The sequence below is a fragment of the Herbaspirillum sp. 1173 genome (genome assembly GCF_031455335.1).
GTDB classification, from domain to species: Bacteria; Pseudomonadota; Gammaproteobacteria; order Burkholderiales; family Burkholderiaceae_D; genus Herbaspirillum; species Herbaspirillum huttiense.
Map to the genome: position 1 here is coordinate 456,877 of NZ_JAVDSP010000001.1, position 13,112 is coordinate 469,988.

Annotated in this window: 13 protein-coding genes; 2 read left to right on the forward strand and 11 right to left on the reverse strand. The window is 60.7% G+C overall.

The features are described 5' to 3' along the window. Nucleotides 1–87: 87 nt before the first annotated feature. A complete protein-coding gene (locus J2X56_RS02120) occupies nt 88–1,455 on the forward strand; it encodes a hypothetical protein (protein WP_310157883.1) in 1,368 nt (455 codons plus the stop codon). Between the two features lie 45 nt (nt 1,456–1,500). Here the strand turns inward: J2X56_RS02120 and J2X56_RS02125 are convergent, their stop codons facing one another. From J2X56_RS02125 to J2X56_RS02175, 11 genes are all read right to left on the reverse strand, one after another. Then, on the reverse strand, nt 1,501–1,656 hold the full coding sequence (locus tag J2X56_RS02125; protein ID WP_158601247.1) for a hypothetical protein: 156 nt from the start codon (nt 1,654–1,656) through the stop codon (nt 1,501–1,503). 24 nt (nt 1,657–1,680) lie between these two features. Beyond that, nucleotides 1,681–2,121 carry a hypothetical protein gene (locus J2X56_RS02130; protein ID WP_310157890.1) on the reverse strand — a complete coding sequence of 147 codons (441 nt, stop codon included), beginning with the start codon at nt 2,119–2,121 and terminating at the stop codon, nt 1,681–1,683. 69 nt (nt 2,122–2,190) lie between these two features. After that, on the reverse strand, nt 2,191–2,808 hold the full coding sequence (locus J2X56_RS02135) for a YncE family protein (RefSeq protein ID WP_134040174.1): 618 nt from the start codon (nt 2,806–2,808) through the stop codon (nt 2,191–2,193). Next, a complete protein-coding gene (locus J2X56_RS02140) occupies nt 2,799–3,293 on the reverse strand; it encodes a hypothetical protein (RefSeq protein WP_121040157.1) in 495 nt (164 codons plus the stop codon). The genes J2X56_RS02135 and J2X56_RS02140 overlap by 10 nt, the downstream gene beginning before the upstream one ends. Continuing rightward, nucleotides 3,290–3,661 carry a hypothetical protein gene (locus J2X56_RS02145; RefSeq protein ID WP_199725027.1) on the reverse strand — a complete coding sequence of 124 codons (372 nt, stop codon included), beginning with the start codon at nt 3,659–3,661 and terminating at the stop codon, nt 3,290–3,292. The genes J2X56_RS02140 and J2X56_RS02145 overlap by 4 nt, the downstream gene beginning before the upstream one ends. Then, nucleotides 3,662–4,330, reverse strand: a complete 669-nt coding sequence (locus tag J2X56_RS02150; RefSeq protein WP_121040159.1) for a hypothetical protein — start codon at nt 4,328–4,330, stop codon at nt 3,662–3,664. Nucleotides 4,331–4,620: 290 nt separating this feature from the next. Continuing rightward, nucleotides 4,621–5,424, reverse strand: a complete 804-nt coding sequence (locus J2X56_RS02155; protein WP_134136275.1) for a transporter substrate-binding domain-containing protein — start codon at nt 5,422–5,424, stop codon at nt 4,621–4,623. A 61-nt stretch (nt 5,425–5,485) separates the two neighbouring features. After that, on the reverse strand, nt 5,486–6,142 hold the full coding sequence (pdeM, locus tag J2X56_RS02160) for a ligase-associated DNA damage response endonuclease PdeM (protein ID WP_121040163.1): 657 nt from the start codon (nt 6,140–6,142) through the stop codon (nt 5,486–5,488). Then, a complete protein-coding gene (locus J2X56_RS02165) occupies nt 6,139–8,697 on the reverse strand; it encodes a ligase-associated DNA damage response DEXH box helicase (protein ID WP_310157907.1) in 2,559 nt (852 codons plus the stop codon). Before J2X56_RS02165 ends, pdeM begins: the two co-directional genes overlap by 4 nt. Beyond that, nucleotides 8,678–10,381, reverse strand: coding sequence for an ATP-dependent DNA ligase (locus J2X56_RS02170; protein ID WP_310157911.1), 1,704 nt, complete (start codon nt 10,379–10,381; stop codon nt 8,678–8,680). The genes J2X56_RS02165 and J2X56_RS02170 overlap by 20 nt, the downstream gene beginning before the upstream one ends. Beyond that, nucleotides 10,374–11,444, reverse strand: coding sequence for a ligase-associated DNA damage response exonuclease (locus J2X56_RS02175; RefSeq protein WP_310157914.1), 1,071 nt, complete (start codon nt 11,442–11,444; stop codon nt 10,374–10,376). The genes J2X56_RS02170 and J2X56_RS02175 overlap by 8 nt, the downstream gene beginning before the upstream one ends. 353 nt (nt 11,445–11,797) lie before the next feature. Here J2X56_RS02175 and J2X56_RS02180 point away from each other — a divergent pair, with 353 nt between their 5' ends. Continuing rightward, entirely contained in the window at nt 11,798–12,730 is a 933-nt protein-coding gene (locus tag J2X56_RS02180; RefSeq protein WP_121040171.1) for an HDOD domain-containing protein, read from the forward strand. Nucleotides 12,731–13,112: the final 382 nt, after the last annotated feature.

Sequence of the window (13,112 nt, forward strand, 5' to 3'; positions counted from 1 at the left end):
GGTCTTCCCGGCCCTTGCTGTTTTTGCCGGACCAGAAGTCCGCATCACACTCCTCCCGCTTTTTCTGTTTTGACTCCCTTCGATCCGATGCAACGACGATTCCCTCTCCCTGTCGCCGCCATCCTGCTGGCCGCTCCCATCAGTCTGAACCCGGCCCATGCCGCTGATTCCGCAGGTTTCTGCAACACCGAGCAAACGCTGGACAAGGACCAGCTGGCTGCCACGCTGATCCGTACCTATCCCGTGAGTACCGCCTATCTGTCGGTCGGCAAGGAGCCAGCGCCGCTGAACTCGCCGCGCGCGCTGGTCGCCTGGCTGCTGCAAAAGCGCGCCACGGAAAAGTCAGGGGGACAGGCCTGCCAGGGCGACAGCTGCAACGTCGACCACATGGCGGCCGATGTGCAATCGCTGCTGGATGGCAAGGATGCCCGTTTCCAGCCTAGTGGCCGCAGCGATGTCATCGCCTTCTTCCGCGACAACAGCCGCGTGGCCTTGCGCTGCACGACGGCCGATGCCACTCCGCGGCTGGCCCATGCAGATGCCGCCTTGCGCATGGGCGTGGCACCGGCTCCTGCATCGACGCCAGCGGCCGCACCCGCCGCGCCAGCCACGGCGCAGGCTCAGGAGGCTCAGCAGGCGGGCTGGATGGACCATGTACGCATTCGCGGCAATCCTGACCAGCTTTCCATCGATCATCGCAACAAGGCGGCTTTTGCCTCGGTCGACCGGGCCAGGGTGTCGCTGGCCAATGACGATGTGGCGCAATCGCGTACCAATGATGTTGTGGTGTTTGCCGGGTATTCGCTGGACAAGCGGGCCATGGGCGAGCCGGGCAGCACCTATGAGGCGGTGCCTTATGTGGGCTTCAAGCAGAACCGGGTGACCACCTATGACACGGGCAATCCCGAGATCACCACGACGCGCACCAGCCAGATCGGGATGCTGTCCGCCTTTCACTTCGCGCATGCGGATACGGCCAATACGGAGGATCTGACGGCGCGTCCCGACTACCTGGTCAACAATACCGACGGCAGCCGCCTGCTGACGGTCAACTTCACGCTCACGCCGGTTCGCCCGGGCGTGCTCAACGATTTCCTGCGCTGGAACAACGGGCTGGCGTTCAAGCCCATTCTGATCGGCCAGAGCCGTAACGGTATCTACATCAACCGGGGGGATCCGGATGTCTACGACCAGCACCGAGATTTCATCCGACTGGGGGCGCAGGCGGGGTTCACGCTGTCTTCGACCAATCCGGCCTTGCCGTTTGATTTCACCACGACCTACACCGGGTTGAAGGCTTTGCAGGGCAATCGCAGCATTCATTACTGGAAGTCGGTGCTGACTTACAACTTTAACCAGAACGTGGGCCTGAGCCTGGATTATTCGAACGGCTTGCTGCCGGATAGCGGGGATGCGGAACGCAAGTGGGGGTTGGGGGTGTCGAGCAAGTTCTGATGATTGGACGCAGCGCTGACGGGGTCGGCGGCGCTGTCGCGATGCTTAATCGCATCCTGCGCCAAGCCCGTAGAGCAGCCATTTTCCCTGGTCGAGTCGGAGGCTGCGGCTTTCCACGCAGGCTTCGTCGGCAAAGAACATCACCTCAATTTGCTCATCGGTGACGGTTGTGGTGACTTGCCAGGCTTCACCGGCTTTCATCAGGTGATCAAGCAGCTCGTCGTTTCATCTTGACGCCACGAATTCACTGAGTACTTCTTTGATTTCGTCCTTGGATAGATAGCCAGTGCTGAGAATCGTATCGAGATCCTTTCTGGTAAGGGGATGATTCCTGAGAAGTTTCAGCAGGGCTTCCTGACGGAAAGGAGCTGCTTCTAACGGGGCGATCATGGTCGGATCCGGCAGGTTCTCCAGCGGCAGCGGCATGCGGTCGATGTTGACGTAAATTTTATAGCGGGAAAATCCTTCAGGGAACGAGGTGTCGTAATAGAGCGTTGTGCCAACCGGTAAAATTCCATTGGAAGCCTCCTTCGTGCCGAGCTGCAGCGGTGCGGCCAGGCGATGGATTTTTACGGTAGCTGGCTTCCAGACAAGGTAGACGCAGATCAGCAAACTTGCGGCAGTGGCCCCGCCAAGGAAAGAAAGTATCGTGCCTGGTATTTTCATGATTCGTAAATTTCTGAGCTTGAGCCTTTTGCGCCTCGACATCATGAGGGCAGCAGTAGTCGGTAATTGTTAGCCTGACTGCTTTCCGGGAAATGCGGGACAAGTTTCCAAATCAAGATTCATGTCGTAAATCACGTCGACCACCTTTCCTGTCGTCAGATCCACGATATCGTGATCCACTATCGCTGTTCTGTGATTCCTGCTGAAGGCCGCTTCGTAGGGGCCCCTCGTTCTCGTGAAATGATTGATCGGCTTTCTCTTTTTTAGATCGATGACGTAAATCTTATTAACGGGCGGGGCACCTATCCGTGCTTTACTTAGATCTTGTCCCCATGCAATGGCACGGGTTCTTGAGCAGTTGACGGCCCAGTCGCTCACTCGGATACCGAGCGGAATTGAAACTGTACGTTTTCCTGCTTCGAATGCGAATCCATTTGCTCCGCCGCGGAACGAATTGCGAAGTTCAATGTTCGAGGCGCTGATCGGATCTGGAAATAAGAAAAACATTGAGAGAAATAGGGAGAGGTAATCGCATGCTTCGCCAATTTTGTAGAGAAGCCATTTTCCTTGAGCAAAGCTGAGAGTGCGGCCTTGCAAACATGCTTGGTTGACAAAAACCATTGCGTCAATTTGTCTGTCAGTGATGTCTGCCGGGCCTGAGATGGCTGAGCGAGAAACTAATCGCAAGCATCATCGGTTTCGGCGATCCACCATTTTCCTTTGAGCCGAATTAAATTCCGACTGGAATGACAAACTTCATTTGGCATGAAGTTGAGCTGGATTCTGTCAGCAGTGACCTCCAAATCTACATTCCATGCTTCGCCTGCGCTCAGTAGTTCTTCTGCAAGCTCGGGGTCGGCTTTGATCACTTTGGTGCGCTCAATATAATTTTCGTCTAGTCCTGTTCTTTTAATGAATTTGCGCATATGCCTCAGCAAATAGGTTTTGCTGGCTTCTGTTTTCTTTACACATAAAAGGGCATCAACTAAGCCACGGGCGTCCTCCGGTAGTCTCTTCAACATGGACTGCTTTTGTTCGGGGAGACACGCGTTATGTTTTATCTCTCCATAAACGTCAAGAGGTGGAAAATCTGTACTGTGCGGGTTGGCCGAAGCTGCAGTGCAAAGGATCAACAAGGTATGAAACAGCACAAGAGGAAATTTGCTGATCATAAAATCTTTTCTTCCAAGATGGTGATGTGGAAATGATGCGCGTGTGTTTTCTTGTTCTGTGTGATTTGCATATGAGGTAGTGGTACGTCTTTATCTTTGCTGTTGGCATCGATGTGCCATGGCTCAAATATGTGCGATACCGCTGGTTGCCTCATCAGTGACTGTCTAAACGTCCTGACCCGTTTGCCTGGGTGACAGCAAGGGTGATCAGGATCGCTTGCGCGGTATTGCGGAGTGTTATTTTTTCTCCAAATTGATGTCAATGGCGAAGCCATGGCTGCGCTTGCATTGGCCTGATGAGCAGCAAGGGCGATGAGAATTGCGTACGTGGTGTTGCGGAGCTGACCTGCTTCTGAATTACTAATCAATTACTTTTGTTCCGAATGCTTTCCGGGGAATGATGGACAAGCTTCCGTGGCTATCTTTACGTTATCCGTCATGCTCAGCACTTTTCCTGAATTTTGGTCTATCACATAGTCATCTACTATCACCGTTCTATGATCCGCGCTGAATGCGGCACTAAATGGACCACGTGTGATTGTGTAGTGATTAATGATTTTCCTGCTATCAAGGTTAATGATGTAAACCTTGCTTACTGACGGTACACCTGATTGACTTAGGCCAAGATCGACGCCCCAGACGACGGCCCGAGTTCTTGTGCAGTTGATGGACCAACCATTGACATGGATGTCGAGATCAAATCTAACCGTCCGCTTTCCCTGTTTGAAGGAAAACAAATTCTTCCCGCTGCTGAACGAACTGCGCGATTCGAAATTCGCGGCGTTAGCCTTACCTGAAACAGGAAGTGCTGATAGTAGTATTGAGAAAATCAAAATCTTATGGCCGTGGAAGCGCCCCACGACCAGGGATTCGGGAAATCCAGCGTCCTGTGCGCTGGCCAGCGTGATCAGGCGCGCGTGCTGCAACAGGCCGGGCCCGAACAGCGTAGAGGGGAAACCAGAAAGGAGTGTGGAAAGTAAGCGTGCTGCAACAGGCGCGCTGTGCTGCCTGCCGGGCGGTGCTGCATCTTGCGTCACGGGATAGCCTCATCTTGATGGTCCGCCATTCGCGCTGTACTGCGAATGAACGTGTGTTGGTCTTCAACACCACGCTGGCATCAAGTTGTCCCCGTGCTACCCCCGTATCGACTGCTGCATGGCAGCGGCGCTCAGCAATAAGCCCGCTCATTTTTGTGCCGTGCATTTTGCCAATCCGGGCCTTCACCCTCCATCGAAAAAGTTCGTTAATTCATGACTGAAATATGGGCAAGAAAAATAAAGCTTCATGCCGCAGCATGGCGACATGAAGCTTCAACCAGGTTTGCTCTTTACTGGAACGTGCTGGCCATCTTCGCCGGCAGCGGCACGTTGAGCCATTTCTGAACAATGGCATTGAGTTCGCCGCTCTTCTTGGCCGCCGTCAGCACCTCGTTGACCTTGCCCAACAAGGCCGTCTCGCCCTTGTTCAAGCCGACGTTGCAGGCCGATTCCTGGATGATGTACTTGAGCACCGGCTTGTTGTTGGGTGCCTTCTCCGCCAGGGCGTAGGCCACGAAGTCACCCGTGCCCACCAGCTGTACCTGGCCCGAGACATAGGCCGAGATCATGGCGTTGTTGTCCTCGTAGCGTTTGATGGTGGCGCTCTTGGGCGCCGTGTCGGTCAGTTGCAAATCCTGGAAGGTACCGCGTGCCACGCCCACGGTCTTGCCGGCCAGGTCCGCAGGGCCGCTCACCGCCACACTGGCCACACCGAACACGCTGTTGTTGTAGGGCGCATAGGGCTGGGAAAAATCGATCACCTTCTCACGCTCGGCATTCTTGCCCAGGGTGGAGATCACCAGGTCGGCCTTGTGCGTCTGCAGATAGGCGATGCGGTTGGCGCTGGCCACCGGGACCAGTTGCACCTTGAGGCCCATTTTCTGGGCGATCAGCTTGGCCACATCAATGTCCAGCCCCTGCAATTGCAGGTCCGTATTGACTGAACCGAAAGGCGCAAAGTCCTGCGGTACGCCGATACGAACCACGCCGGCCTTCTGGATGTCGGCCAGTGCATCGGCCTGTGCCGGCGCGTTGGCCAGCACGCCCAGACCGAGTGCAATTGAAAGGGCCAGCAGGCGGTGTTTGGATGTCATTTTCTTGGTCTCCTCTTATGAATATCAGCGCGCCGATGATACCCCCATATTGCATGGGGGTTCAGCCCGGCAGCGGCAAGACACAATCCTCCGCCGCCAGATAGATGCGCTGCCCCGGCAAGGCATCGACACGATAGCCGCCCGTGAACGCGCCAAAGGCCGGAAGCATCGCCCAGCGCTCATCCACGACAAAGCAGGGCAGCCGCAAGCTGTCGCCCGCCGAGGACAGGCGATACACCGGATGCACATGGCCGACAATGGCAAAGGCACCGTCGACCGTCTGCGGATGATGGCAAAAGGCCAGCGGGCCGACCCGCCAGGGTTCATCGACCAGCTCCATGCCCAGTGCTTCAGGCGGATCCCCCGCATGATGGTCGTGATTGCCGCGCACCAGCGTGAGCGTCAGCCCCGCGTTGCGGCCACGCCATTGCGCCAGCGCCGCGAGCGTTCCTGCAGCACGGCCCGCGCGAGCATGCAGGAAATCCCCAAGGAACACGATGTGACGCACCGCATGCTGCTGAACCAGCGCATCAATGGCCTCCAGGTTGGCGCGGGTCGTGCCGTGCGGGACGGGAATGCCGCCCGCCCGAAACGCCGCCGCCTTGCCGAAATGCACATCGGCCAGGATCAGCATGCCGCGCTCGCGCCACAGCAGGGCGCGTTCCGGCAACATGGTCAGAATTGCGCCATCGGCGTCGAAGCTGGGGTAGTGCATCATGCGGCTGTCTTGGGCTTGGCCTTGCGCCGTGCGGCGGGCTGGGGTTGTTCACGAGAAGCGGTCTTGTCAGCGGCACCTTCCAGCTCGCGCAGCATGCGTGCGACACGGTCCGCCAGTTTCTCGGTCGAGAGTTTCTCGCGGAAGCGTTCCACCATCAGCGGCAGCGCAAACGGGGTAGGGCGCTCCAGTTGTACCAGCGTCATGGTGCGCGCCCGCAGCTCGGCGAGGGTGCTGCGCAGGCGCTCCAGTTCCAGCTCCTGTTCCAGTACCTCGCGCTGGGCCTGGGTGAGCAGAAGATTGCCGGCATCATGCTTGCGGAAGACCTCGAAGAACAGCGCCGACGACGCCTGCAACTGGCGCGCGCTCTTGTGCTGGCCCGGATAGCCCTGGCTGACCAGTCCGGCAATGCGGGCGATCTCGCGGAAGCGCCGTTGCGACAATTCCGTCGCGTTCAGGCTGGCGAGTACGTCCTCCAGCAAATGCTCTTCGCTGAAAAGGTCCTGCGCCTGTTGCGGGGCCAGACGGGCCATCTCCACCTGGTCCGCCGCCAGCAATTCGAAACCATAGTCGTTCACGGCAATGGAGAAGGTGGCGGCGCGCGTGCTGGCCAGTCGCCAGGCCAGCAGCGAGGCCAGCCCCATGTGGACCAGACGCCCGGCAAAGGGATAGAAGAACAGGTGATGCCCCTCGCGGCTTTTGAGGGCTTCCACCACCAGCCGCTGCCCCGTTGGCAGCGCCGACCAGGCATGCTGCAAGGCCAGCAGCGGCTGCACGGCCTGCATCTCGGGGCCTTCGAAGTGCTGTTGCTCGGCTTGCTGCAAACGATCCAGGACAGCATGCGCCAGCGTCGAGGACAAGGGCATGCGCCCGCCTTGCCAGCGAGGGACCGCGCCACTGCCGGCGGTGCTGCGGCGGACCCAGGCCGTCATCTCATGCACCCGGACAAATTCCAGCACCCGCCCCCCGAAGAGAAAACGGTCACCCGGACGCAGGCGCGCGATGAAACCTTCTTCGATGGTGCCGATGCGTCCGCCCTTCATGTACTGCACATGCAGGCTGGCATCGGCCACGATGGTGCCGATGTTCATGCGATGCCGGCGCGCGATGGCGGGCACATCCACACGGTAGACGCCATCCTCGCCCTGGCGCACCCGGTGGTATTCGGGATAGGCGGTCAGGCTCTGGCCCCCGCGCACCACGAAATCCAGCGCCCACTGCCACTGGTCCTCGCGCAGATCGCGATAAGACCAGGCTTGCCGTACTTCGTCCAGCAGCGCATCGGCCTGGAAGCCGCCGCCCAGCGCGATGGTGACCAGATGCTGCACCAGCACGTCCAGTGGCGTTTCCGGTACCGGACGCTGCTCCACACGACCCGCTGCGATCGCATCCTGGGCCGCGATGGCTTCCACTAGTTCCAGGCTGTTGGTCGGCACCAGCGTGGCGCGCGAACTGCGACCCGGGGAGTGGCCGGAACGTCCGGCACGTTGCAGCAAGCGGGCCACGCCACGCGGACTGCCGATCTGCAATACCCGCTCTACCGGCGTGAAATCCACGCCCAGGTCCAGGCTGGAGGTGCAGACCACGGCCTTGAGCCGGCCATCGCGCAGGCCGTGTTCGACCCAGTCCCGCACTTCGCGGTCCAGCGAGCCATGGTGCAAGGCGATGATGCCAGCCCAGTCAGGCCGGGCGTCCAACAAATTCTGGTACCAAAGTTCAGCCTGGGACCGGGTATTGGTGAAGACCAGTGTACTGCCACTGGCCTCAATCTCCTGCACCACGGCCGGCAGCATCTGCATGCCCAGGTGGCCGGCCCAGGCGAAGCGTGCCGGTTGCGGCGGCAGAAGGGTGTCGATGACGATGCGCTTGCGCTGTTCGCCGCGTACCAGTACGCCTTGTTCGGCAGCTGCCGGACCCAGCAGGGCTTGCAGTGATTGCTCAAGATTGCCCAGCGTCGCCGACAGCCCCCAGACCACCATTCCGGGCCGCCAGCGGCGCAGTCGCGCCAGCGCCAATTGCACCTGCACGCCGCGCTTGTTGCCCATCAGCTCATGCCATTCATCGACGATGACGGCATCGAGCCTGGCAAAGCGCTGCCGGGCATCGGCTTGCGAAAGCAGCAGGGACAGGCTTTCAGGGGTGGTCACCAGCGCCTGCGGCAGGGATTTCATCTGGCGCGCACGTTCGCCGGAGGCGGTATCGCCGGTCCGCATGCCCGCCTGCCAGTGCGGCAGCAGATCGGCCAGCGGCGCTTGCAGGGCGCGCAGGGTGTCGGCCGCCAGGGCGCGCATCGGTGTAATCCACAAGACCCGCAAGCCAGGCGCGTTGGCGGGCAGGTCAGGCATGCCGAGCCTCGGCTCGGCATGGAGCAGGGCTCCGAACCAGACGGCATAGGTCTTGCCGGACCCCGTGCCGGAATGCAGCAAGCCGCTTTGGCCACTGGCAGCGGCCTGCCAGACGGCGCGCTGGAAATCGAAGACTTCCCAGCCGCGCTGGCTGAACCATTGTTCTGCGCGTTTCAGTGCGGGCGCACGGGAGTTAGTCGTCTTGCGTGGCACGATGCAGTTCTTTCTGTTTTTCTTCAGGCGGCAGGCTGGCCGACGGCCCCAGCAGCGCCCGCAGGCTGGCCAGGGTATCGGCCTGCTCGATGGTCTTGTCCAGGCGCTGGCGCAGGATGCGCGGGAAGCGCACGGCGATGCCTGCCTTGTGGCGCGAGGACAGCGCAATTCCCTCGAAGCCGATCTCGAACACCATGCTCGGCTTGACGCTGCGGACGGGGCCGAATTTCTCGATGGTCGTCTTGCGGATGGCCTGGTCCACCACGGCAATTTCGGCATCGGTGAGGCCCGAATACGCCTTGGCGAAAGGTACGAGCTTGCGTTCGCCCTGGTCATCCGGGGTATCCCAGACCGCGAAGGTGTAATCGGTGTAGAGCGAGGCGCGTCGGCCATGGCCGGCCTGGGCGTAGATCAGCACGGCATCGATGGAATAGGGATCGACCTTCCACTTCCACCAGGTGCCGACATTGCGCGTGCGGCCAATGCCGTAGCGGGCTTCCCGTTGCTTGAGCATCATGCCTTCCACGCCGCGTTCGCGCGAGGTGCTGCGCAATCGCGCCAGTGACTCCCAGTCGCCCGAGGCGATTTGCGGTGCCAGCATCAGCGCCGGGCTTGCATGGCCCTGCACCAGCGTTTCCAGCCGGCTGCGGCGTTCGTGCTGGGGCAGGCTGCGCAGGTCTTGCCCATCCTGCTCCAGCAGGTCGTAGGCAATCAGACCCGCCGGCAAGTCCGCCAGCAGGCGGGCGGTGAGGTTCTTGCGGCCGATGCGTTTCTGCAGATCGGCGAAGGGGGCCACACGATCGGCCTGGGGGCCGGAATCGGGCAGGCGGATCACGATCTCGCCATCGATCACTGTGCCGTCCGGGAGGGCCAATGCGGCCAGTTCGGGGAAGCGATCCGTGATCAATTCTTCACCGCGCGACCACAGCCAGTTGCTTCCCTGACGTCGCACCAGCTGGGCACGGATGCCGTCGTATTTCCATTCGACTTGCCAGTCCGAGAGCGGACCCAGGGTGTCCGGTGTTTCCAACAGGGGATGCGCCAGGAAGAATGGATAGGGCTGGCCGCCCTGCAACTGTGCATCCTGGCCGTCCGCCGGCGCGATGAGCGCGGCGAAACGGCGGGCGTCCGGACGGGCGCGGCCATCTGTCCAACCAACCATGCGTTGCGCCACCAGCTTGGGATCGAGTTGTGCGACGCTGGCCAGTGCACGCGTGACCAGCAGCCGCGACACGCCCACCCGGAAACCGCCGCCGATCAGTTTGGCCAGCAGGAAGCGTCCCTGCCAGTCCAGTTCATCCCAGGCGGCAAACAAGGCGGTGCGGATCACGGCAGGATCGGCCCCGCGCAAGGGCGCGATGCGCTCTTCCATCCAGCGCCCCAGCCCCAGGTCGCTCGACCCCTTCGGCGGCGGCAGGACGTGGGCGATGGTCTCGGCCAGGTCGCCGACGCTGTGATAGCACTCCTCGAACAGCCATTCATCGATCTGCGCGTATTCCATGGCACATTGCTTGAGCAAGCCCGTCGGGACGGCCTGGCGCGGCTTGCCGCCTGCCAGGAAATACACCGCCCAGGCCGCATCGGCGGCATCGGCGCGGCCGAAGTAATCCTGCAGGGCCGCCAGCTTGCGGATGGTGGAGGTGGTGGCGTCCAGTTCGGCATACAGCCGTGAAAATTCACGCATGGCCGCCTTCCTGCGCCGTCACGGGGGCGGCGGGGCTGGGGTTCTCGTTAGTTTCTTCATCTCCGTATTCAGTCGCGAAGGCCCCGGCATCCAGTCCGTTCTGACGCAGCCAGCGCACCATGGTGGCGACTTGGCCGTGGGTGACGATGACGCGTTCAGCACCGGTGGCGTGGATGGCTTCGTGCAGGGCTGGCCAGTCCGCATGGTCGGAGAGGATGAACCCGCGATCCACGCCACGCCGGTGGCGCGTGCCGCGCAGGCGCATCCAGCCGCTGGCGAAGGCATCGCTGTAGTCGCCGAAGCGGCGTATCCAGGGCGACCCGGCCGCCGATGGCGGGGCAATCACCAGACTGCCCGCGTAGGCGGCCGCCTTGCCGCGCTTGCCGGCTTCCGCTTCGCCGACCGTCAGTGTCTCCGGCAGGGCGATCCCGGCCTCGCGGTAGAGGCGATTGAGCGGCTCTACCGCGCCATGGCACACGATGGGGCCAATGCTGGCATCGATGCCGTGCAGGATGCGCTGCGCCTTGCCGAAGGAATAGCAGAACAAGACGCTGGCACGCCCTTCGGCGGCATTGCTGCGCCACCATTGGTTGATTTCCTCGAAAATTTCCCGCTGTGGTTGCCAGCGGTAGATCGGCATGCCGAATGTGGACTCGGTAATGAAGGCGTCGCAGCGTACCGGCTCGAAGGGGGCGCAGGTGCCATCCGCTTCCAGCTTGTAATCGCCGGAGGCTACCCAGATGCGGCCTTCATGTTCCATACGCAGTTGCGCCGAGCCCAGCACGTGGCCGGCCGGGTGCAAAGACAGGCGCACGCCATTGTGGGTGATGGTTTCGCCATAGGGCAGGGGCTGCAGGTTGATCTCTGCGCCCAGCCGCGCACGCAGGATGCCGGCCCCCGGCGCTGCTGCCAGATAGTGGCCATGCCCTACGCGCGCGTGGTCGGCGTGGGCATGCGTAATCACCGCGCGCGCCACCGGTCGCCAGGGATCAATGTAGAAATCGCCGGGCACGCAATACAGGCCCTCTTTGCGTACCACGACCATGTCTTCCTTGCCTGCCATTGCTGATGTGTCCTCGCTCTGCCTTGTCGAAATCGTGCGGCTCCGTTGTGCCGTGTCCGGCGGGCTTTGTCCATGCCTGCCGCGTCCTTGTCCCGGCTTTGCCGCAAGTTATATGAAGGTTCAGGCAAATTTGCCGCTACTTGTCACGCTCGGTCAGCTTAACGGCAAGCCGGTCCGGAAGCTGTCAGTGCCTGTCTTGCCTTTCTGTCAGCGGGAAGGTCGCGAGCACGCATGAAACTTGATTTCAGTTTGCAATGATGCAACGCACAACGGCTATTATTTGGGTATGCTTGTCGTCAATTCCAATTGGCGTTGCGCCAAGCATCGAACTCAAAAGAATCACACCAATCCTCATGTCTCATTACGTCGATCCCAAGGTTTTCCGTGAACTGCAAGACTCCGAAGTCTTGCCTGCGCCCTCCGGCGTGCGTCTGAAGATCATGCAGATGTGCCAGCAGGAAGACATCGCGCTGCCGGATCTGGTGGCGCAGGTGCAGGGCGACCCTGTACTGGCCGGCCGCCTGATCCAGATTGCCAACATCCCCAACATCAACAAGGGGCGCATGGTTGCAGCCGTCAATGTCGAGCTGTTGCTGATGGTGGGGCTGCACGCGGTACGCCAGATGGCGCTGGCGATTTCGCTGACGGAATCGGCACGGCGCGGCGATTGCAAGGAATTCGATTACGACCTGTTCTGGAGCCGTTCCACGGCCATGGCCTGCGCCGGCCAGGCGTTGGGCGACCTGCTGCAGGTGGCTCCCCCGGCAGAAATGTTCACCATCGGCCTGCTGGCCGATATCGGCCGCCTGGGTCTGGCCTCGGCCCGTCCCAAGCGGTATGGCGAACTGCTGGCTAGCGGCGTGCAGGGCAGCCAGTTGCGCCAGGAAGAAAAGGCGCTGTTCGGATTCAATCACCTGGAGCTGGCCGCCGCGATGATGCAGGACTGGCATTTCCCCAAGCTCTTCTGTGAAACGGTGCTGTATCACCATGACGCCGACAATACCGGCATGGACGAGGAAGACCGCCAGCAGCGTCTGATTCGCTTGCTGGAACTGGCGGCCTGCGTGGCGGACGTCTGCGTGGCCAGCGATGCCGCACGGCCAGCTTTGCTGCCGCGCCTGCTGGCGCTGGGTGAGCGCTTCGAGCTGCCGCTCTCCAGCCTGGAGTACCTGTGCGGCCGCGTTTCATGGGACTGGAGTGACTGGGGGGCCTTGCTCAAGGTGCCGACCCGGGTGCTGCGCGAGATCGGGACCGAACTGGCTGCCGCCGCGGAAAAGCCGGAGTGACGGATCTGCAAGAATCGTCAGATTTAGTCATGAAAAATCGAAGTTTTTTGTTGCTGATTTGTCAGTCGCCGATGGTACTATCCCCCTCGCTCTGGAAATGAAGCGCCTCTGTTGACCGTCAGGATCGCTGCAGGAACCGCCTGCAGCCGGCATTCCCCGTCATCATCAGACCCTGCCAAAACTTCGCTTCCAGCCGCATGCAAGGCTCGATGAACCCAGCCAGATTGATGTTCCTTCCGTAAAAGCCACGGCATTTACCGCAGCCACCAACGAGGACATATTCATCAATAAGGCCTTGCCTGCGCCTCTCCTGTCCGGAATGCCTGGCAAATTCCTTTGCTAATGTGTCCCGGCATGGCAGCGGCGCGATTTCCCTTCGGTT

Coding starts and splice junctions, on each gene's coding strand:
- J2X56_RS02120 (WP_310157883.1), top strand. CDS start 88: ATGCAACGACGATTCCCTCTCCCTGTCGCCGCCATCCTGCTGGCCGCT.
- J2X56_RS02130 (WP_310157890.1), bottom strand. CDS start 2,121: ATGAAAATACCAGGCACGATACTTTCTTTCCTTGGCGGGGCCACTGCC.
- J2X56_RS02125 (WP_158601247.1), bottom strand. CDS start 1,656: ATGAAAGCCGGTGAAGCCTGGCAAGTCACCACAACCGTCACCGATGAG.
- J2X56_RS02175 (WP_310157914.1), bottom strand. CDS start 11,444: ATGGCAGGCAAGGAAGACATGGTCGTGGTACGCAAAGAGGGCCTGTAT.
- J2X56_RS02180 (WP_121040171.1), top strand. CDS start 11,798: ATGTCTCATTACGTCGATCCCAAGGTTTTCCGTGAACTGCAAGACTCC.
- J2X56_RS02140 (WP_121040157.1), bottom strand. CDS start 3,293: ATGATCAGCAAATTTCCTCTTGTGCTGTTTCATACCTTGTTGATCCTT.
- J2X56_RS02155 (WP_134136275.1), bottom strand. CDS start 5,424: ATGACATCCAAACACCGCCTGCTGGCCCTTTCAATTGCACTCGGTCTG.
- J2X56_RS02170 (WP_310157911.1), bottom strand. CDS start 10,381: ATGCGTGAATTTTCACGGCTGTATGCCGAACTGGACGCCACCACCTCC.
- pdeM (WP_121040163.1), bottom strand. CDS start 6,142: ATGATGCACTACCCCAGCTTCGACGCCGATGGCGCAATTCTGACCATG.